This window comes from Yersinia rochesterensis (genome assembly GCF_003600645.1).
In the GTDB taxonomy this organism is placed as follows: Bacteria; Pseudomonadota; Gammaproteobacteria; order Enterobacterales; family Enterobacteriaceae; genus Yersinia; species Yersinia rochesterensis.
In genome coordinates, this window is record NZ_CP032482.1 from 3976930 (window position 1) to 3999936 (window position 23007).

Sequence of the window (23007 nt, forward strand, 5' to 3'; positions counted from 1 at the left end):
TATTTAGGGTATATCGCTTTATCTGGTTAGAGGTGGGCCGCAGCCCGCCTCATCGAAACAGAACAGCCGCCCTAAAGGACGGCTGTATCACTGCTGTTACCACCAAGCTTCGAATTGCGCACCGAAGGTGACTTCGTTGTTTTTGCTGCGGCTGTTGGTACCAATAGTGCCGTCTTGTGCTACGCCGGTTGTATTGCTATAGCCCCACTTCTCATCCCAGTTGGCATAAGTTGCGAAGACACGAATTGCCGGACGTGACCAAATGCTATCACCTGCCTGCCATTGTTGGGCCAGAGTCAGTTTGTATTGACCGTTACGTTCACCGGTATGTTGTGATTTAACGTTGTCGTAGCCTGCTTCCAGCAACGTACTCATGATAGGTGTCCATTTGTACATCGGACGTACACCTACGCTGTACCATGTGTTGCCGTTATTGTTATCCAAGTCAATGTCTTGGTATAACGCGACATACATCATGTCCCACTTCTCAGCCAGATTGATGGCACCGTGGTCAATAACACGCAATAAGTGGCCATTATTATTTACTGACGTACCTTGCGAGTGACCGGTGTTATAGGACGTCATCGAGTCGGTAGCATATTGCAACACGAACTTGTTGAAGCCACCCATCATGCTTTGGGTATGCTCAGCGGTCAGCATCACACCATCTTTAGAAGCATTTGGTGCTAACGAGTAACCTTCTTGAGTATCCGCGCGACCATAATCAAAACCTAACTCCAATGAACCACCGGGGTTAGTTTCTAAACCGGCCAGACGCACGTCGTATACGTTGTTAACCGTATACTCTGCATCTTTACGTGAGTTATTGATCCAAGCACTTGAGCCGCCCGATTCTGAGTTACGAGTCGCAGCGACAGATAACTTACCAAAGCCCAGGTCAATAGTTTCAAGACCAGCACCTGGGCCTGAAATATCCCAGTAATAGAAGTCAATCATATGAACATCATGACGTTGATAGAAGCGCTTACCAGCCCACATGGTGGAGCCTGGCAACGCTTCAATCAGATTCTTACCCTGCACGTTGGCTTCACGGAAAGCCGGGTCAGTGGACTCCCAGTCATCACGTTGCGAAACGGAATACGCAACGTTAGTATCTAAGTAGAAGCTCTTATCACCTTCTTTCCACAATTCTTGGCCTAACTTAATTTCCGCATAAGTTTCACATTCGTTACCCAGACGGTATTTACTTTGAGCACCGGTTGTTTTGAAACATTGTTGTTCACCGCCACTTCCCGTCCAGCCGATACCGGAACGCGCATACCCGTGGAAATCAACAGCCATAGCTTGAGTGGAAAGGACACCAGCGGCAACAGCCAGTGCTATCGGTAACTTGCGCAGAGTAATCATCAGTAATCTCCTGTTATATTTGCCTGTCGGCATGCGTGCTTAACATTTGCCGTCACTTGACGTCGTGGAAACTAGACGCCCAGTTCTTGGTACAGCCGCTTGCACGCAGATCCATCTTCACGGAACAGATGACAGCGATAGGGCGGTAGACCGATGGAGAATGTTGCACCTTCTTCTACCAGCACCACGTCGTTCTGGCGGTAGACCAGGTTTTGACGTATTGCAGGGATTTGGATGTGAATTTGAGTCTCATTACCCAGTTGCTCTACCACCTGAATCTCGCCTTCCAGCGTGACTTCAGAGGCACTGCTTGGCAGCAGATGTTCCGGGCGAATACCCAAAGACATATTTGCGCCGACCTGAACCTGGTCACCTTCGACCGGCAGCCACACTAACTGACCATTTGGATTTGGCAGTTCAATCTGTACCTGACGAGGTTCAACGGCAGTCACTTTCACCGGTAAAAAATTCATTTTTGGCGAGCCGATAAAGCCCGCAACAAAGCGGTTAGCTGGGTAGTGGTACAGCTCAAGTGGCTTACCGACTTGCGCCACATTGCCCGCATCCAACACCACAATTTTGTCGGCCAAGGTCATGGCTTCGACCTGATCGTGGGTGACATAAATCATGGTGCGTTGCAGGCGTTTATGCAGGCGCGATATCTCGATGCGCATCTGTACCCGCAGCGCCGCATCCAGGTTGGAAAGTGGTTCGTCGAGCAGAAAAACGTCCGGCTCTGCAACCAAAGTCCGGCCAATCGCTACACGCTGACGCTGACCACCTGATAAAGCCTTAGGTCGGCGGTCCAACAGGTGAGCCAGTTGCAGCACTTCAGCTACCTGATTCACTCGCTGGTTAATTTCCGCTTTCTTCGCACCGGCCAATTTCAAGCCAAAAGACATGTTCTCTGCCACAGACAAATGGGGATAAAGCGCATATGACTGGAACACCATGCCGATACCGCGCTCAGACGGCGGCACTTCATTCATCCGCTTACCACCAATCAACAACTCACCCGAGGTAATGTCCTCAAGCCCGGCAATCATCCGCAACAGTGTCGATTTCCCACATCCGGATGGCCCAACAAATACAACAAACTCACCGTCATCGATTTCCAAATTGATGTCTCTGGAAATCACAGCCTCACCAAAGGCTTTATAAACGCCGCTCAGCGTTACATTAGCCATCTGTTACTCCTTTGCTTACGCAAACAACTTTTCATATGAACCTGACTGAAGAAAAATGGCGGAAGCAAATTCCGGCATGACCCGTCGATGACTCCCAGCCCCTGATGATTCTCTTGCAGCGCGCCGTACCGCCATGCTTGCACAAGGTTGCCCCGGACGACGTCGCGGCCTGAGTATAGGGCCGCACGTTGTTTAACGCTGCAACGTCCTGATCTGGCTGAGTAATAATTAACCGAACAACCACGTTTTGTTGGTGAACGCATAGCAAAGATGCTGAGTTTCAAGGGTACCGATGCTGTTTCAATGACGGTGCCGCTTTTCAATGTTGCCGATAATGCGGGAGTGTCACTATTTGGTAATCATCCGTAACGAGGTTTTTCATGGGGGAGGAGATGGGAGGATGAAAGAACGACCCTAGGGAGCAGAAGTTCCATCACAAATACAAATACGTGATCAGCCACGCAAATTTCGACCTACATTATTGTGTCTGGCACCACAGAATAGGCAGCAGTGTTAAGTGGGTCACAATAACTCGTCGGGGGGCGTAGAGAGGGGGAGGATGATGGTGCATCCAGTTGTGACTCAATATGGCAGCGTAATGTATTAGTACATGTAATAAATGTATGAATGACTCACAAGAAAGTCGGTACCCACAAAATTGGATAAAAGGATTGGATTATGACTCGCAGCTTCACAAAATCCGGCATTGGTAAGACCGCACGTGTTTTGGCCCTTTCAGCGCTAACCACGCTGGTGCTCTCTTCCTCTGCTTTTGCCAAAATTGAAGAAGGTAAGCTGGTTATCTGGATCAATGGCGATAAAGGCTATAACGGGCTGGCAGAAGTCGGTAAGAAATTTGAGAAAGATACCGGCATCAAAGTCACTATCGAGCACCCAGATAAACTAGAAGAAAAATTCCCACAAGTAGCTGCCACTGGCGATGGCCCGGATATTATCTTCTGGGCACATGACCGCTTTGGTGGCTACGCGCAATCGGGCTTATTGGCCGAACTGCACCCGTCTAAAGCTTTCCAGGACAAACTGTTCCCGTTCACATGGGATGCCGTTCGCTTTAATGGCAAACTGATTGGTTACCCAATTGCAGTCGAAGCACTGTCACTGATTTACAACAAAGATCTGGTTAAAGAAGCACCGAAGACTTGGGAAGAAATTCCAGCATTGGATACCGCACTGCGCGCTAATGGCAAGAGCGCCATCATGTGGAACCTACAAGAACCCTACTTCACTTGGCCACTTATCGCCGCTGACGGCGGTTATGCTTTCAAATCTGAAAACGGTGTCTATGATGTCAAAAACGTCGGTGTGAATAATGCCGGTGCGAAAGCCGGTCTGCAATTTATTGTCGATTTAGTGAAGAATAAGCACATCAATGCCGATACTGATTATTCCATCGCAGAAGCGGCCTTTAATAAAGGCGAAACCGCGATGACCATCAATGGCCCGTGGGCATGGTCCAACATTGATAAGAGTAAAATCAACTACGGTGTGACCTTGCTGCCAACTTTCCACGGCCAGGCTTCCAAGCCGTTCGTGGGTGTTCTGACTGCCGGTATTAACGCCGCCAGCCCGAATAAAGAACTGGCAACTGAATTCCTGGAAAACTATCTGATAACTGACCAAGGCCTGGCTGAAGTCAATAAAGACAAACCTCTGGGCGCTGTTGCATTGATTTCATACCAAGAGCAACTGGCAAAAGATCCGCGGATTGCAGCCACCATGGATAACGCCACTAAAGGCGAAATCATGCCTAATATTCCGCAAATGGCGGCCTTCTGGTATGCAACCCGCAGCGCGGTGTTGAACGCCATTAGTGGGCGTCAAACTGTAGAAGCTGCGCTGAACGATGCAGCGGCACGTATCGTCAAATAATAGTTTCACCTGCAAAAGGGGCGCGGTTCGCCGCGCCCTGATAACACTTGCTGTAACACTATAACCATACTCAAAGTAATTGATGTTACAGCAAGGCAGCCAATGAACGAATCCCGATGAACTTACACAAGTAAGTGATTCGGGTGACAAATCTGCAGGGAGCAGATTTGAACGCTGCTTGCAGCGGCCTCAAAGAGGCGAGGGCCATGGATGGGCCGAGTAACGAGAGCAGCTAACACCGCTGTAACGTCAAGTACGAAGAGTATGAAAGGGAACATTATGCAGTTATCCCACACCGAGTTTGAAAGCCGTAAAAAGAAAACCGCCTGGTGGCAAAGTGATGTGCTTAAGTGGCTGATTATTGGCACTTTAAGCTTGTTCACCTGCTATTTAATTGTGTTGATGTATGCTCAAGGTGAATATCTTTTTGCCATTGTGACACTGATTCTGGTGAGTCTGGGGCTGTATGTTTTCGCCAATCGCCGTGCTTATGCCTGGCGCTATGTTTACCCCGGCGTGGCAGGTATGGGGCTGTTTGTCCTGTTCCCATTGATTTGCACTATCGCCATCGCTTTTACTAACTACAGCAGTACCAACCAGTTAACCTTTGAACGCGCCCAATCCGTGTTGATGGACCGGCAGTTCCAGACTGGCAAAACTTATACTTTTGGTCTTTATCCCAGTCATGACCAATGGCGGTTACAGCTCACTAATCCGGATGATAATACCCTCCTGGTTTCTGAACCTTTCAACCTGAGTACCACCGGCGAGCAAAAAATAAATGTTGTGCCAACCAGCACAGAGCAAACCGCTGAACAAGCTTCCTTGCGAATTATTACCCAAAATCGCCAGGCGCTTAGTGAATTGGTGGCAATCTTGCCTGGTGGCGGTGAACTGCGCATGAGCTCACTGCGCCAATTCGCCGGTACCAGCCCGCTCTATAAGCTCGGTGCTGACGGTAAGGAATTGATTAATCAGCAGACTGGCGTGATCTACCGGCCAAATATTGATGTCGGTTTCTATCAGGCTATCAATGCTAACGGGCAGTGGGAGAATGAAAAACTCAGCCCCGGTTTTACCGTCACTATTGGCTGGAAAAACTTCCTACGAGTGCTGCATGACGAAGGCATTCAGAAGCCTTTCATCTCAATATTTATCTGGACCATTATTTTCTCATTGCTGACGGTCGTGCTGACAGTGGCGGTGGGTATGGTGCTGGCCTGTGTAGTGCAATGGGATTCCCTGAAAGGCAAAGCCGTTTATCGGGTATTGCTGATCCTGCCCTATGCGGTGCCCGCGTTTATTTCAATATTGATTTTCAAGGGGTTATTTAACCAAAGTTTCGGTGAAATTAACCTGATGCTAAACCATTTATTTGGCATCAAACCGGCCTGGTTTAGTGACCCTATCACCGCCAAGAGCATGATACTGATCGTCAACACCTGGCTCGGTTACCCTTACATGATGATTCTGTGCATGGGGTTGTTGAAAGCGATTCCTGATGATTTGTATGAAGCATCGGCAATGGATGGCGCAGGCCCATTCCAGAACTTCTTCCGCATCACTTTACCTTTGCTGATTAAGCCATTGACGCCGTTGATGATTGCCAGTTTTGCCTTTAACTTTAACAACTTCGTGTTGATTCAGTTATTGACCAACGGCGGCCCAGACATGATTGGCACCACTACCCCTGCGGGGTATACCGACTTACTGGTCAGCTACACCTACCGTATCGCCTTTGAAGGCGGCGGCGGGCAAGACTTTGGTCTGGCGGCGGCAATTGCAACACTGATTTTCATCCTGGTAGGCGCACTTGCGATACTGAATTTGAAAGCCAGCAAAATGAATTTTGATTAAGGAGGAGATGCAGATGGCTATGGTTCAACCTAAATCCCAGCGTTTGCGTCTATGGGGCACCCATTTTCTGATGCTGTGCTTTATCGCGCTGATTATGTTCCCGCTACTGATGGTGATTACCATCTCGCTGCGGCCCGGCAACTTCGCCACCGGCAGCTTGATTCCCGATCAGATTTCTTGGGAACACTGGAAGCTGGCGCTGGGTATGAGTGTGACACACGCCGATGGCAGTGTGACACCGCCGCCGTTCCCTGTGATGCTGTGGCTATGGAATTCCATCAAGATTGCGGTTATCACCGCAATTGGGATTGTTACCCTCTCTACCACCTGTGCTTATGCCTTTGCCCGCATGCGTTTTCGCGGCAAAAGCAGCCTGTTGAAAGGGATGTTAATCTTCCAAATGTTCCCCGCGGTACTGTCTTTGGTCGCGCTATATGCTTTATTTGACCGCTTGGGACAATATCTGCCATTTATCGGGTTAAATACTCATGGCGGGGTGATTTTTGCTTATATGGGCGGGATCGCCCTGCACGTCTGGACCATCAAAGGTTATTTCGAAACCATTGATAACTCACTGGAAGAAGCCGCAGCTTTGGACGGCGCGACACCATGGCAAGCTTTCAGACTGGTGCTATTGCCGCTGTCTGTGCCGATTTTAGCCGTGGTCTTTATCCTGTCATTTATTGCCGCCATTACTGAAGTTCCGGTCGCTTCATTATTGTTGCGGGACGTGAACAGTTACACCCTGGCGGTGGGTATGCAGCAGTATTTGAATCCGCAAAACTATCTATGGGGTGATTTTGCCGCTGCCGCCGTGCTATCGGCCATTCCGATCACCGCTGTCTTCTTGCTAGCACAGCGCTGGCTGGTCGGGGGTCTCACGGCCGGTGGCGTGAAAGGTTAACGTTTTCGTACGTTTATGCCGCTGCTTGACTTGCTGTACTTTAATTCTCTGGTTCTGTGTCTTTAGGGCGGCCATCATGGCCGCCATTTTTATTCGCGTTTTAGCCGATCGGTATTGGCTAAATACAAAGTCACCACCAGCAGCAATATCGCACCGGAATAAATCAGCGTATCAATCGGATTTTCATGATCGACAATGATCAGCCGGATAATCGCAGTGATCCCGATATAAATAAAATAGCGCAATGGAAAGTGATAACCGGACTCAAAGTACTTAACAATCAACGCAATAAATTCGAAGTACAGGAAGTAAATCACAATCCCTTCAATCAGCATGTAAGAAGACGCATCCTGATTATTGACGAAGAGTACCTTTCCAAGATGAAAGGTTTCCTTTATCAGAAAGACCACCAAAATAGCGGCCAATGCAATCAACCCCACATTCAGTAAACGCTGTAGATTCTTGGCTATCCACTGTGAGCGCGAATTTTTGGCCATAAATAATCCTATTGAAAGTAGGTGAAATAATCCGGGCCGAAAAAAAGCCCCTTACATCAGTAAGGGGCTAATAAGCGCGGATCAAGGAGCTTAGCCCGTTAGCTTAACGCCAGTTCTTGAAACGGTTAATCAACGCATTGGTAGAACTGTCGTGGCTGGTCACTTCTTGGTCATCTGCCAGTTCTGGCAAAATGCGGTTCGCCAGTTGTTTACCCAGCTCTACACCCCATTGGTCAAAGGTGTAAATATTCAGGATAATCCCTTGTGTGAAGATTTTGTGCTCATACAGCGCAATCAAGGCCCCTAAGCTAAACGGCGTGATTTCGCGTAGCAAAATGGAGTTGGTTGGGCGGTTACCTTCGAACACTTTGAATGGCGCAACATGAGCCACTTGCTCCGGCGTTTTGCCCGCAGCGGCAAATTCAGCTTCAACTTCATCCAATGTTTTGCCAAAAGCCAGCGCTTCAGTTTGTGCGAAGAAGTTAGACAGCAGCTTCGCGTGGTGATCGCTCAGTGGGTTATGACTGATAGCCGGGGCGATAAAGTCACAAGGAACCAATTTAGTGCCTTGATGAATCAACTGGTAAAACGCATGTTGGCCATTGGTACCGGGTTCACCCCAGATAATCGGGCCAGTCTGGTAATCAACCGGGTTGCCATTACGGTCAACATATTTACCGTTGGATTCCATATTGCCCTGCTGGAAGTAAGCCGGGAAACGGTGCATATATTGGTCATAAGGCAGGATAGCTTCGGTTTCTGCACCAAAGAAATTGTTATACCAGATGCCAATCAATGCCAACAGAATCGGCAGGTTTTTCTCTGCTGGCGTTTCTGCAAAATGTTTATCCATGGCGTGTGCGCCACTGAGCAGTTCTTCAAAATGCTCAAAACCCACGGACAGCGCGATAGACAAGCCGATAGCCGACCACAGGGAATAACGGCCACCGACCCAATCCCAGAATTCAAACATATTGTCAGTATCAATACCAAACTCGCCGACTGCTTTGGCGTTGGTCGATAATGCTGCAAAGTGCTTGGCAACATGCTTCTCATCACTGGCGGTAGACAAGAACCAGTCACGGGCGCTATGCGCGTTGGTCATGGTTTCTTGGGTAGTGAAAGTTTTTGACGCCACCAGGAACAGCGTGGTTTCTGGGTTCAGCGGTTTCAACGTTTCAGCAATATGAGTGCCATCGACGTTAGAAACAAAATGCATATTCAGGTGATTTTTGTATGGACGCAGCGCTTCGGTCACCATGTAAGGGCCGAGGTCAGAACCACCGATACCGATATTCACTACATCGGTAATCGCTTTACCGGTATAGCCTTTCCAGTCACCACCAATCACGCGGTCACAGAACTGTTTCATTTTTGCCAGTACCGCATTCACTTCTGGCATCACATCTTTGCCATCGACCACAATTGGCGTATTGCTGCGGTTACGCAAAGCAACATGCAGTACCGCGCGATCTTCCGTGCGGTTAATTTTCTCACCAGCAAACATAGACTTAATTGCGCCCGCCAGATCAGTTTCTTTGGCTAGAGCTTGCAGTTTTTCCATGGTTTCACTGGTAATGCGGTTTTTGGAGAAATCCACCAGCATTTGATCGTCAAAAGTCGCTGAAAACTTGTTAAAACGCTGGTCGTCCTTGGCAAACAGACTGCTGATGGTGACGTCTTTCATCTGTTCAAAGTGTTGCTGTAACGCTTTCCAGGCAGCGGTTTGACTAGGATTAATATTTTTCATAGCGGCGCTCTTCTAGGCTTAAGGATTAATGAAACGAATACCCTGATTGTATCCTGTTACCCTGTGATTGAGATCTCTTTTCTTGCGATAGGTAATATCTCTCGAAACAACTTTTGATCTGCTCCCTGTTTTCTCAAAATGGCAGCCCATCTTCAGACTTTTAATCATAATCTTAAGACTTTCAATCATAGCAGCCGCTCACATTCGGGCCAGTATCCAATCAATTTAGTGATATGAGGGAACGTATTATTAAATATGAAAATACCTCATAGCCATTTCATTGACAGAAAGTGGATAACCCGTTATTTCCTTGTACAGAGAAAAATACAGCCGACTACCCGAGATGGCATCTGACACGAGGTTTTTTAGATGATTTCCGCTTCACAACGACAGGCTTCACAACAGCAGACTGATCCCCAACAGACTCGCAGCACAGCGTCCTCAACTGTCGTCGCCAAATTTGGTGGGACTAGCGTGGCTGATTTTGATGCCATGAGCCGCAGTGCTGATGTAGTTTTATCGAACCCGGATGTTCGTTTGGTGATTTTGTCGGCTTCAGCCGGGATTACCAATTTGTTGGTCGCATTGGCCGATGGTTGCGAACAGGAAACACGTGCCCTTCATTTAGATGAAATCCGCCGTATTCAATACAGTATTCTCACTAAACTTTCTGACCCCGCCGTTATCCGTGAAGAAATTGACCGCATGTTGGAGAACATTGCCATGCTGTCAGAAGCGGCTAGCCTGGCAACTTCGGCGGCACTGACGGATGAACTGGTCAGCCACGGCGAATTGATGTCGACCCTGCTATTTGTCGAACTATTACGCCAACGTCAGGTCGAGGTGGAATGGTTTGATGTGCGCAAAATCATGCGCACCAATGACCGTTTTGGCCGAGCCGAGCCGGACACCCAAGCATTGTCTGAACTGGCTCAGACCCAGTTAGCACCGCGTATTGAGCAAGCCATTATCGTCACGCAAGGTTTTATCGGCAGTGAAAGTAAAGGCCGCACCACGACTCTTGGCCGGGGTGGCAGTGATTACACCGCCGCACTGCTGGGTGAAGCGCTGAATGTTAGTCGGATTGATATCTGGACAGATGTTCCGGGGATTTACACCACCGACCCACGGGTGGTTCCGGGCGCAAAACGCATTGATAAAATCGCCTTTGAAGAAGCGGCTGAAATGGCAACTTTCGGCGCCAAAGTGTTGCATCCAGCCACCTTATTACCGGCAGTGCGCAGTGATATTCCGGTGTTTGTCGGGTCAAGCAAAGATCCTGAAGCTGGCGGCACGCTGGTGTGCAATGAAACTTATAATCCGCCATTATTCAGGGCGTTGGCACTACGCCGCAAACAAACTCTGCTGACCCTGCATAGCCTGAATATGCTGCACGCACGCGGTTTTCTGGCGGAAGTGTTTAACATTTTGGCGCGTCACAATATCTCAGTTGATTTGATAACCACCTCTGAAGTCAGTGTGGCACTAACACTGGATACGACCGGTTCGACATCAACCGGTGACAGCTTGCTGACCAGCTCGCTACTGACCGAACTCTCTTCTTTGTGCCGGGTTGAAGTGGAAGAAAACCTGGCATTGGTGGCAATTATTGGTAATAACTTGTCGCAAGCTTGCGGTGTGGGCAAAGAAGTGTTCGGCGTGCTAGACCCATTCAATATCCGCATGATTTGCTACGGAGCTAGCAGCCACAATCTGTGCTTCTTGGTACCGGGTAATGATGCAGAGAAAGTGGTACAAACGCTGCATCATAATCTCTTTGAATAATAAACTATTTCAATAACAAACAAACCGGGCGCTTTCGTCCGGTTTTCTTATCTCTAACACTGACGATTAAGGACTCTCGCCTCATGTTAGTAAAAATCACCCGGCTGTTCCCTCTCTGGGCATTACTGCTCTCAATCGCAGCCTATTTCCGCCCCACAACATTTATCGGCATTGGCCCTTATGTCGGCCCACTGCTGATGCTGATTATGTTTGCGATGGGGGTCACTCTGCGGTTGGATGATTTCAAACGGGTGTTATCACGCCCAGCACCGGTTGCGGCGGCAACTTTCCTGCATTATCTGATCATGCCGCTCACCGCCTGGATTCTGGCTATGCTGTTCCGTATGCCACCGGATTTATCTGCCGGTATGGTACTGGTGGGCAGTGTTGCCAGCGGAACAGCGTCTAATGTCATGATTTACCTGGCGAAAGGTGACGTCGCGCTCTCCGTGACTATCTCTGCGGTTTCGACCCTGGTGGGAGTGTTCGCGACCCCACTGCTGACTCGTTTATATGTTGATGCCACCATCAGCGTCGATGTGATTGGGATGCTGAAAAGTATCCTGCAAATTGTGGTTATCCCGATTACTGCGGGCTTAATTGTCCATCACTCCTTTACCAAAACCGTGAAACGCATCGAACCTTACCTACCGGCGATGTCGATGGTCTGTATCGTCGCCATCATCAGCGGCGTGGTTGCCGGTAGCCAGAGCCACATTGCCTCGGTCGGTTTCGTGGTAATTATTGCAGTTATTCTGCATAACGGAATTGGTCTGTTAAGTGGCTATTGGGGCGGGAAACTGTTTGGCTTTGATGAGTCAACCTGCCGCACATTGGCGATTGAAGTCGGCATGCAAAACTCAGGGCTGGCCGCCACTTTGGGTAAAATTTACTTCTCACCACTGGCCGCACTGCCTGGCGCACTGTTCTCTGTCTGGCATAACCTATCGGGTTCACTGCTGGCGGGTTATTGGTCAGGTAAGCCGGTAAATAAAGACAAAGAGTAATTCAGCCTATTCACCATGCCCGCTAGCAACGGGCATCTATTCCTTCCATTTTATCTTGCTGTGCCCCTCCCGTTGAAATTTAATCAATAACATCCTGTATTGACCTGAATAGAAATTAAATAATTATAAATTTCATTATTTATCTGTCTGCGAATATCAAAAAATTATTATATTTCAGTTTTTCCTGAATATAACTTAATTCCCAAGCCGCCCCGCCGTTTTTACTTATCAGGGACGGTAATAGTGCTGCCCGTAAATTTGACTCAAGGATGGAGGAGCTGAACCTATTCCGTCAGTGCTCTTCCCCACAGATATCATGATCAAAAAACGCACCGCATTATGTTTTTTATTGAGCACCGGCGCCTACGCTAATACCACTCCGGGGATGGATATTCCCTCTCCGATCAATGAATCACGCCAAAATTTACAGAACAGCAGTAATGAAATTAATCAATTAATAGAAGAGCGCCGTCAGCCTCATGCTAAACAGCCTGAAGCAGAGATAAATACGCCCAAAAATAGCGCCCCTGAATTAGAGGATAACGCACAATGCCTCCCTATCAGTGGAGTCTATGTTCAGGGCATTACCTTATTGACTTCAACAGATTTAGAGTCATTAAGCGCAATACCCGATCAATGTATCAATAGCGCACATGTCAATCTGCTGGCTCGAGAACTCACTCAACTTTATCTTAGCAGCGGCTATATTATGGCGCGTATCCGATTCATTCCCCCCGATGACGAGGGAGAACTCGGGCTGGATGTCACTGAGGGTTTTATTGAGAGTATTGAAAGTGATGATCCCGAATTAAATAGTGAAACTATTTTCCCCAATATGTTGGGTCATCCATTAAATATTAAACAACTCGATCAAAATTTAGATCAAGCTAATCGCCTCCCCTCCAACAAAATTACTGTCGACATATTACCGGGAAGTGAATCTGGCGGGTCAATTCTAAAAATCAGTAATACCCGGTCAAAACCCTGGCATCTGACAGCGTCTCTCGATAATTATGGTAATAAAAACACAGGGAAATGGCTGAGCCGAAATACATTTTCTTTCGATAATCCGTTTGGATTATCAGATTCCATCAGTTTGAATATTTCCAGCACCACTGATAACCCGCAAAAAAACTACAGCCGTGCCTATTCACTCTTTTATTCCGTACCTTATGGGGCCTTAACGCTCAGTGGTTTTGCCAGCTATTCAGAATATCTTTATCCGGTGCAATTACAATTTAATACCATCGAGCTACAAGGTAAAACCCAACAGCATGGTTTACGTTCTGATTATGTTTTCTATCGCGATCAAGACCAGATTAATGGCTTAAGTGCCCAATTGACCTATAAACAGGCCGAAAACTATTTTAATGACCAAAAAATCGCGGTCAGCAGCCCAACACTGACAATATTTGAATTAGGTGTTAACCATCTGCATATCCTGCCCACAGGCATATTCAATGTAAATCTCAGTATTGAACAGGGATTATCGTGGTTGGGTGCCGATCAGAACTTGTCAGCCAGTTATCAAGATAGCCAATTTACTAAAACCAAAGCCACCATTACCTCCAACCAATATTTCAAATTGTTCGATGACTTTTATTTGTTTAGTCATCAGTTCTATGGCCAATACACCCACGACCGCTTGCCGGGTGTTGAATGGTTGAGTGTCACCGACAGCAATGCTGTTCGCGGTTTTAGCCGCAATACCTTATCTGCGGATAAAGGTTGGTATTTACAAAATACTCTGTCGCGCAATTTCTCTCTCGGCAACACCACTATAACGCCACGGTTAGGGGCTGATATAGGTCGTATTCAGCAATCATCACAAGGCTGGAGCAGCGCCATGGGGTTGAGTGCTGGCATCAATGTTAGCTACCGCGATATCAAACTGGATATTGAAGCCAGTCGTGGTCATCTGCTGTCCGGTAAATCAGAAAATAAAGATCCGGTTCAAGTTCTGGCGCGCTTCTCTTATTCCTTTTAATTAACCGCTGCCAGTGAAATCCCGTTTTCATCAACACCAAATAATATGAAAAATGGAGAAGTAAAATGAAACAAAATAAGTTCAAGCTCTCCCCGACAGGAAAGCTGGCGGCAGCCGTCGCTATTATTTCAGTATCAGTAGCCACCTGTTATGCCGCAGGTATTGTCGGTGCGGGCGATCCCGCTCATAACCCAGGGATTAATTCAGTCAATGGGGTTACGGTTGTCAATATCGTCAAACCCTCGGCCTCCGGTTTATCCCATAACCAATATAATGAATTTAACGTTAACAAAGTAGGTGCAGTACTTAATAACTCCCTCAGTGCAGGCCAATCAAAATTGGCAGGGCAATTAAGCGCCAACCAAAATTTAAATGGTCAAGCCGCCAATATTATTTTGAATGAGGTCATTAGTCGCAACCCATCATTATTATTGGGAAAACAAGAAGTCTTCGGCATGGCCGCCGATTATATTCTGGCCAACCCCAATGGTATTACCTGTAACAGTTGCGGTTTTATTAATACTAATCGGACTTCATTGGTGGTCGGTAATCCACTCGTCGACCAAGGGAATCTACAGGGTTTTGATACTAGAAATAACACTAACCTATTAAATATAGGTGAAGGTTACACTATCGTTGGCGGAACACTAGACTTGATCGCCCCAAGAATTAATATGTTGGGAACCGTGGATTCCAGGGAAGATATTAATGTCGTTCTCGGACAAAATAAAATCAGCACCGATGGGAAAATATTAGAATCACAAAAGTACGAAGGAACGGCATATGACAGTAAAATATTTGGCAGTATGGTGGCTAACAGAATTCGTATTATTAATACTGCGGAGGGGAATGGTGTCAATATGTCGAAAGGGTATACTGGCCGTGAATCAATAGAGATTTCAACGCCTGGCAGACTTAATCTTGATGTCGATTCCGATCCTGAATTGAATTATAACCCTACTCCCGCCAGCTTAAGTGGTGAAAATATAACAATCAGCGCCGGTGATATTTTCACCTCAGGCGATATAATTGAAACCTCTTCTAATGGTTCGACGACACAAACACTCGATCGCACCAAAATTAAAGGTTCTAATATTTCTATTGTTGCCAAGAGAGATAATCACCTTGATGCCGCCATCATTGATGGTAAAAACGTTATTATGCAAGGTGATAATATTCAATTAGGTACAGAAAAAATTACTAATACTCAATCGAGTAGTTCTAAAGATGGCGCTGATGGATTTTTGGGGATAGGTAAGTGGAATAAATCTTCCAATAAAAAATCTGAACAACAAAAAAATATTGGCACCACTATCACTGCAGGGAACAACCTTTCTCTTCAATCAACTAATGGAGATATAAAACTCTCTGGAGCTTCTATTGAGGCAGGTAACAATCTCTCTATCAAAGCCAAGAAAGACTTAAAATTAGAGAGTGTGATTAATAATAATTCAATCCACGATAAAGGCCATGATTATGCACATACCATCAAAGATATTGCCTGGAATAATGAGACAGACACCCAAACACTGAATGAAACCACGCTACACGCGGGTGGAAATATGGGGCTGGCCGCAGAAGGGAAAATTAGCACCAATGGGGTTAAGGCCGCTGCTGGCGGTGATTTATTAATCAATGCCAATGAAGTCAAGATTGATGTACAAAAGACCCGAAACCAGATAGTCACTAACGGCAAAAATGAACAAAACTTAGGTCTAGGGGGTATAGACCATAATAATAACGATAAAAATGCAGAAACCAGCCACCGCTCTGAAATAACCGCTGAGGGTAATATTCTTGTTGTTGGTAATAAAGGTGTCTCTATTACCGGCAGTAAAGTCAAAGGTGCCAAAGATGGTTATGTTCAAGCGGCAGAGGGCGGGATTAAAATCGACAATGCCATTAGTACCACCACTACCAAAATTGATGAGCGCACCGGCGTTGCTTTTAATATCACCGGCAGTTCACATAAAGCCAATAATCGTGATGAAGAGATTACCGGCAGTGAATTAGTTTCAGATGCGAATCTTAAGATTCTCAGTAAAGATAATGTCGATGTGATTGGTAGCTTGGTCAAAAGTGCCGGAGAACTGGGCATAGAAACCCTTGGTGAAATTAATATTAAAGCAGCGGCAGAACAGCAGAAAATAGATGAGCAAAAAACCAAACTCACCATCGAAGGCTTTACCCAGGATGACGGTAATGATCAATACCAGGCCGGGCTGAAACTGGAACATACCAGTGAAAGTGAAAAGACAGAGAGCGTTAAACACCACGGCGCAAGCCTTGAGGGCGGCACAATTACGCTGGATGCAGGGAAAGACGTCACATTTACCGGTTCAAACCTGACCGCCACCCAAGGTAATGCCGAGATTAAAGGTGAAAATGTCTCATTCATCGCAGCACAGGACACCCTCAGCAGCAATAAAGAAAAAGAGACTGTCGGTGTTGATGTTCATTACGACGGCGGGATGGATAAAGCGGGCAGCGGGGCCAACGTCAGTTATGAAGACACGCAAGCTACCACAGATAAATCCACCGCCGTGGTTTCGGGTTCACAGGTCGCCGGTAACCTGAATATCAATGCCGCAAAAGATGTCACTAACCAAGGAAGTGACCATCAGGTCGATGGTTCGTACAACGTCAATGCGACCAATGTTAATAATCTCGCCGCTGAAAACAGTGAAAAAACCGTCACCAATACCACCACAGTCGATGTCGGTTATGGTGCCAATATTGCCTACGGCGAGGTCACCCGCCCGATTAAAGATATGGTAGAAAAGGCACAAGAGCTTGATTTAGGGGGCATGCTTGATGCCGCAGATGAGTTCGGTGGGCCTAACGCCGGGCTGGATGTTTACGCCAAAGGTGGAACCAAAGAGACCAGCCTCAGTAGCAACACATCCACCGGAACATCAATCAAAGGCGGCGACATTAACATCAATGCGACGGGCGCGGTCAAAGACCAAGGGACTGAATATCAAGCAGATAAGGGTTCCATCACGTTGAATGCCGCCAGCCACACTTCTGAAGCGGCGGTTAATCGAGTGGAACAGCACATCAAAGAAACCTCTGGCGGCGCTGATATTCGAATTTATACCACCACGGGTAAAGACATTACCGTTGATGGCAAAGGCAAAGGCGGATCTAAAGTTCAGCTTGTCACAGGTGAAATTGCGCAAGTTGGCAGCATGAACGCAGCAAATGGTATCAATATCAATGTTAAAGAAGATGCTATTTATCAAGGCACCAATATGGATGCAGGGGATGGCAAAATCTCGGTCAATGCGGGCGGCGATATTCGTTTTGATCAAGTCACCAACCTGACCAGTGAAAGCCATAATAACGTTGATGCTAATGCCAAAATGAATCTCGGCACCAACACCAACAGCAAAGAATTTGGTGCCGGATTAGGCGGTGGGCACAGTAAAGGCGAAAGCAGCACGTCTATTGCCCAAGTCAGCAATCTTCAAGGTCAACAAGGGGTTGAACTGAATACTGGGAAAGATCTAACACTGACGGGCACATCATTCGGCAGCAAAGAAAAGGCCACGGGTGATGTTCTGCTGGCAGCTGCTGGCAAAGTCGATATTAAAGCTGCTGAATCTCAGGGGTCAAAACAGGATATGACCTGGTCAGCCAGCGCCAATGCGGGTATCAGTAAAAGTAAAGGCACGGATAATGGCAAAGGAATTAGCGCAGGTATGCAAGTCGATGTCGCCAAAACAGACGAGTCGGCCACGAAATACCAAGGGAGCGTTATCAATAGCTCCGGGGCATTGACGGTTAAAGCAGGCAGCGCTGATAAGCAAGCCATTCACATGCAAAATACCCATATCAATAGCCAAAAAACCACTCTAACAGCAGATAAGGGCGGTATTTTGCTGGAGTCCGCTCAGGACAAAGAGCATAAGAATAACTGGAGCTTTGGAGTAGAGGCCAATGCGCAACAAAACAGCACCTTTAATAAAGATGATAAGGGAATTGCGGATAATAAAAGTAATGAGAAAATCCATGATATCGGAGCCAAGCTTAAAGTTGACATTGATAATGTGAATGCCATAACACAGCAAAACACCCAGATAAACAGCGACAATATTAATTTGCATACCGCCAAAGATCTGATGCTGGCGGGGGCTCAGCTCAAAGCAGAGCATATTAATGGCAATGTTGGCGGTAATCTGGTCGTCGAAAGCCGTTTAGATCAGTTGCATAAAGTCAATGTCTCAACCGCGTTGGGTGCCAGTCACAGTAACGGAAAACAGGACAGTCTGAACACTCAATTGGCCGATTCCAGCCCAATCGGCTCAGACAAGGTCAAGAAAAAACTAGACACCAAATCCAACAAACTGTTCGACAAAATCAAAAAGCAATACGACCAAATATCCAGCAAATTCACCACGAAAGAAGAAGATAATGTCAAAACTCTCAGTTACACCAAAGAGGGCAAAAAAATGACCTTGGACGAATCAACAAGTGAGGAAGAAACTAAAGATAAATGGTGGCAAAAAGGCGCAAAAACCGTCGGTAACAAGGTCAAAAACAAAGTACAAAATGAGTCTGTCAAAGGTGGCAATGGCAAAGGCAAAATTGAAGTAGAAGTCGTTGAAAATGAAGCCGTTGAAGAACAATCCTCCATTAGCGGTCAAGAAACGGTTAACCTGAAAGTTGGTGGGAAAACACAACTGATTGGCGGGAAAATATCTAACCAGAACAGTGATGTAACACTGGAAACCCATGGCCTTGAGTTACAAGATATCAATGGCAAACACACTGAGGGCGGAGCCAGGATAATGGCCTCTTCCAAAGTGACCGAAATGATTGGCAGTGGACTCAGTGATTTGAAAGACGGTAAAACGCCGGTGCTTGGTGCTCATGGCGGATCTGAACAGAAAAATGCTATGGCCGGGGTGACTCGAGGCTAATATTAGCCAGATAACTCAGCAAAAGTGTGATTAAAAAAGGAGATAGCCTATACGGTTATCTCCTTTTTCTTTTCCGAATCATTAAGTTAACTATCAGTCTGCATCATAGCCCAAATTGGGTGCTAACCAGCGCTCAACGTCACTGACGGGCATCCCTTTACGGGCGGCATAATCCTCAACCTGATCCCGCTGAATCTGCGCCACAGCAAAATATTTGCTGTCCGGATGACTGAAATACCAACCCGATACTGATGCCCCCGGCCACATGGCGTAGGATTCAGTCAGTTTCATGCCGGTGTGAGTTTCCACATCCAATAGCTGCCAGATTTGGCCTTTTTCTGTATGTTCTGGGCAAGCTGGATACCCCGGTGCTGGACGAATTCCTTGATAATTTTCCCGCACTAACTCTTCATTACTCAGATTTTCATTGGGTGAAAAGCCCCAATACACTTTACGCACCCGCTCATGCAGATATTCTGCAAAAGCCTCGGCCAGCCGGTCAGACAGCGCCTTGATCATGATTTTGTTGTAATCATCATGCTGAGCATCATAAGCCTCGGCCAGCGCATCCTCTTCCAGCCCACCGGTGACCGCAAAGGCACCGTAATAATCAGCTTTACCACTGGATTTAGGTGCAATGTAATCCGCCAGACAATAGTTCGGGAAGTCAGTTTTCTCAGTTTGTTGGCGTAAATGGTGGCTAACCACCAGCACTTCATCGCGCCGCTCATCACGGTAAATTTCGATATCATCGCCAACACTGTTAGCGGGGAACAGGCCGACGACCCCTTTGGGATGCAGTAAATCTTCGGCTGACAACTTATCCAGCATCTCATTGGCATCGGCGAACAAGCGCTTAGCTTCTTCCCCAACCACTTCATCTTCCAGAATGCGCGGATACTTACCCGCCAGCGCCCAGGTCATAAAGAATGGCGTCCAGTCGATATAATTGCGCAGGGTTTCAATGCTGGCTTCCACCGCCTGAACCCCCAATTTGTGCGCCACTGGCGGAGTATAATTCGCCCAATCAATGACAGTTTGATTCGCGCGTGCGGCCTGCAAGCTGACCGGTGGTGTGCGCGGCTTCTTACGCGCATGCTGAATACGCACAGTTTCATATTCTTTGCGTGTTTTTGCTATAAAATCATCGCGTTGCGTATCAGATAACAGCGCTGAAACCACCCCGACGCTGCGTGAGGCGTTAGACACATAGGTAGTGGAGCCGCTGTAATTTTGCTCGATTTTAACTGCGGTATGCGCTTTGGAGGTGGTCGCCCCCCCAATCAGTAACGGTAAATTAAAGCCCTGGCGCTCCATCTCTTTGGCGACGTTCACCATCTCATCCAATGACGGCGTAATCAGACCAGACAAACCAATAATATCGACCTTTTCTTCCCGCGCGGTACGCAGAATTTTTTCGGTCGGCACCATCACGCCTAAGTCAATGATTTCATAGTTATTACATTGCAATACTACGCCAACAATGTTTTTGCCGATGTCATGCACATCGCCTTTGACCGTCGCCAACAGGATCTTACCGTTGGTGGTGCCTTTCTGTTTGCTGGCTTCAATATAAGGTTCGAGATAGGCGACCGCTTGTTTCATCACTCGCGCGGATTTTACCACCTGCGGCAGGAACATTTTCCCCTCGCCGAACAAGTCGCCCACCACATTCATCCCCGCCATCAGCGGCCCTTCAATAACCTCAATTGGCCGCTCGGCCTGCTGGCGGGCTTCTTCCGTGTCCAGCTCGATAAACTCGGTAATCCCTTTAACCAGCGAATATTCCAGCCGTTTTCCCACCGCCCAACCGCGCCACTCGGCTTGCTGAATGGCGACTTCACCACTTTTACTGCTGCGGTATTTTTCCGCCAAATCCAACAAACGCTCAGTGCTGTCGCTGCGGCGATTAAGAATGACATCCTCAACCGCATCACGCAGTTCATCCGACAGGTCGTCATAGATAGCCAACTGCCCGGCATTGACGATACCCATATCCATGCCATTACGAATGGCGTAATAAAGGAATACCGCGTGAATAGCTTCACGCACCGGATCATTGCCACGGAAAGAGAATGAAACATTGGAAACACCGCCTGAAATCATCGCGTGCGGCAGTTCGGCTTTGATATCAGCACAAGCTTCAATAAAGTCGACCGCATAGTTGTTATGTTCTTCAATCCCGGTCGCGACAGCAAAAATATTCGGGTCAAAAATAATATCTTCCGGCGGGAAACCAACAGTTTCAGTCAGAATTTTATAAGCTCGACGGCAAATTTCGATTTTACGCTCACGGGTATCGGCCTGCCCGGTTTCATCGAACGCCATCACCACCATCGCCGCGCCATAGCGGCGCACTAATTTGGCGTGATGAATAAAGGCTTCAACGCCCTCTTTCATCGAAATGGAGTTAACAATCCCTTTACCCTGAATACATTTCAGACCTTTTTCGATGACATCCCACTTCGAGGAGTCAATCATAATCGGCACCCGAGCAATATCAGGTTCACCGGCAATCAGATTAAGGAAGCGCACCATAGCGGCTTCAGCATCCAGCATGCCCTCGTCCATATTGATGTCGATGATTTGTGCGCCACTTTCAACCTGCTGACGGGCAACATCCAGGGCTTCATCGTATTTTTCTTCTTTTATCAACCGCTTGAAACGGGCCGAGCCCGTGACGTTCGTCCGCTCGCCGACGTTAACAAACAGCGAATTAGTATCAATCGTCAGCGGTTCCAGCCCCGCTAAACGGCACGCGACCGGGATATCCGGCAACGGCCGCGGTGCCACGCCAGCGACAGCTTTGACCATCGCGGCGATGTGTCGAGGTGTCGTCCCGCAGCATCCACCGACAATATTCAAAAATCCTGCCCGCGCCCACTCGCCAATCTGCTCGGCCATCTCTTTGGCTTCCAGATCATATTCACCAAAGGCATTTGGCAAACCAGCATTCGGGTGCGCACTGACATAATATTCAGAGATACGCGATAACTCCGCGACATATTGACGCAACTCATCTGGCCCCAGAGCACAGTTTAGGCCAAAAGAAAGCGGCTTCACGTGGCGCAGAGAATTATAAAAAGCTTCGGTGGTTTGGCCGGATAAAGTCCGGCCCGAAGCATCGGTAATGGTGCCGGAAATCATCACCGGCAACAGCACCCCCATAGCTTCAAATTCAGATTCAACCGCAAAAGTGGCCGCTTTGGCATTCAGGGTATCGAAAACCGTTTCAATCATAATCAGGTCAGCACCGCCCTCAATCAGGGCGCGGGTCGACTCACGATAAGCTTCAACCAACTGATCAAAACTGACATTACGGAATGCAGGGTCATTCACTTTAGGCGAGATAGAGGCGGTGCGGTTGGTCGGCCCCAGCACCCCGGCGACATAGCGGGGTTTTTCGGGCGTGCGGGCAGTCCATTCATCCGCGCAGATTCGGGCCAGACGAGTAGCTTCATAGTTAATTTCAGCTGACAGTGACTCCATCTGATAATCCGCCATGGCGATGGTGGTGGAGTTAAAGGTATTGGTTTCGAGAATATCAGCGCCGGCTTCAAGATAGGCATTGTGAATGGCAATGATGACTTCGGGCTTGGAAAGCACCAATAAGTCATTGTTTCCTTTCAGATCACTGGGCCAATCAGCAAAACGCGCGCCCCGGTAATCCTCCTCTTCCAGCCGATAGCTCTGGATCATAGTCCCCATACCACCATCCAGCACTAAAATCCGCTGTGCTAATTGCTGGTGTAATTCCTTAACCTTATTATTCGTAACTGTATCCACCACTGTCGCCTCTTTACCCTGTTGCCTTGCCATTATCCGATGCATCTTTTGTTGTTTATTTGTA

The 23007-nt window shown here is 47.6% G+C and carries 12 protein-coding genes and 1 pseudogene; 7 read left to right on the forward strand and 6 right to left on the reverse strand.

The window, feature by feature from the left end; genetic code table 11:
• Nucleotides 1–96: 96 nt before the first annotated feature.
• The 3 genes and pseudogenes from DXZ79_RS18500 to DXZ79_RS21225 form a co-directional block, all read right to left on the reverse strand.
• Nucleotides 97–1371, reverse strand: coding sequence for a maltoporin (locus DXZ79_RS18500; RefSeq protein WP_205572695.1), 1275 nt, complete (start codon nt 1369–1371; stop codon nt 97–99).
• A 68-nt stretch (nt 1372–1439) separates the two neighbouring features.
• Complete coding sequence (malK, locus tag DXZ79_RS18505; RefSeq protein WP_038638508.1) at nt 1440–2555, reverse strand: maltose/maltodextrin ABC transporter ATP-binding protein MalK; 1116 nt, start codon at nt 2553–2555, stop codon at nt 1440–1442.
• A 15-nt stretch (nt 2556–2570) separates the two neighbouring features.
• Nucleotides 2571–2799, reverse strand: a pseudogene (locus DXZ79_RS21225) (hypothetical protein).
• Between the two features lie 434 nt (nt 2800–3233).
• On the opposite strand from DXZ79_RS21225, the gene malE reads away from it, so the two are divergent.
• From malE to malG, 3 genes are all read left to right on the forward strand, one after another.
• Nucleotides 3234–4445, forward strand: coding sequence for a maltose/maltodextrin ABC transporter substrate-binding protein MalE (gene malE / locus DXZ79_RS18515; protein WP_038638505.1), 1212 nt, complete (start codon nt 3234–3236; stop codon nt 4443–4445).
• Between the two features lie 279 nt (nt 4446–4724).
• On the forward strand, nt 4725–6302 hold the full coding sequence (gene malF / locus DXZ79_RS18520) for a maltose ABC transporter permease MalF (protein ID WP_038638502.1): 1578 nt from the start codon (nt 4725–4727) through the stop codon (nt 6300–6302).
• 13 nt (nt 6303–6315) lie between these two features.
• On the forward strand, nt 6316–7206 hold the full coding sequence (gene malG / locus DXZ79_RS18525) for a maltose ABC transporter permease MalG (RefSeq protein ID WP_038638499.1): 891 nt from the start codon (nt 6316–6318) through the stop codon (nt 7204–7206).
• Between the two features lie 89 nt (nt 7207–7295).
• Here the strand turns inward: malG and psiE are convergent, their stop codons facing one another.
• Entirely contained in the window at nt 7296–7703 is a 408-nt protein-coding gene (psiE, locus tag DXZ79_RS18530; protein ID WP_120011536.1) for a phosphate-starvation-inducible protein PsiE, read from the reverse strand.
• Between the two features lie 103 nt (nt 7704–7806).
• A complete protein-coding gene (gene pgi, locus DXZ79_RS18535) occupies nt 7807–9453 on the reverse strand; it encodes a glucose-6-phosphate isomerase (RefSeq protein WP_050292228.1) in 1647 nt (548 codons plus the stop codon).
• Nucleotides 9454–9822: 369 nt separating this feature from the next.
• Here pgi and lysC point away from each other — a divergent pair, with 369 nt between their 5' ends.
• The 4 genes from lysC (at nt 9823) to DXZ79_RS18555 (ending at nt 19157) form a co-directional block, all read left to right on the forward strand.
• Nucleotides 9823–11238: a lysine-sensitive aspartokinase 3 gene (lysC, locus tag DXZ79_RS18540; RefSeq protein WP_038638493.1), complete on the forward strand. Its 1416-nt coding sequence runs from the start codon at nt 9823–9825 to the stop codon at nt 11236–11238.
• A gap of 83 nt (nt 11239–11321) precedes the next feature.
• Entirely contained in the window at nt 11322–12245 is a 924-nt protein-coding gene (gene panS / locus DXZ79_RS18545; protein WP_038638490.1) for a ketopantoate/pantoate/pantothenate transporter PanS, read from the forward strand.
• A gap of 316 nt (nt 12246–12561) precedes the next feature.
• Nucleotides 12562–14232: a ShlB/FhaC/HecB family hemolysin secretion/activation protein gene (locus DXZ79_RS18550; RefSeq protein ID WP_038640003.1), complete on the forward strand. Its 1671-nt coding sequence runs from the start codon at nt 12562–12564 to the stop codon at nt 14230–14232.
• Between the two features lie 65 nt (nt 14233–14297).
• Nucleotides 14298–19157, forward strand: a complete 4860-nt coding sequence (locus DXZ79_RS18555; RefSeq protein ID WP_120011537.1) for a hemagglutinin repeat-containing protein — start codon at nt 14298–14300, stop codon at nt 19155–19157.
• Between the two features lie 93 nt (nt 19158–19250).
• Here the strand turns inward: DXZ79_RS18555 and metH are convergent, their stop codons facing one another.
• Nucleotides 19251–22946 carry a methionine synthase gene (gene metH, locus DXZ79_RS18560; RefSeq protein ID WP_120011651.1) on the reverse strand — a complete coding sequence of 1232 codons (3696 nt, stop codon included), beginning with the start codon at nt 22944–22946 and terminating at the stop codon, nt 19251–19253.
• Nucleotides 22947–23007 lie beyond the last annotated feature (61 nt).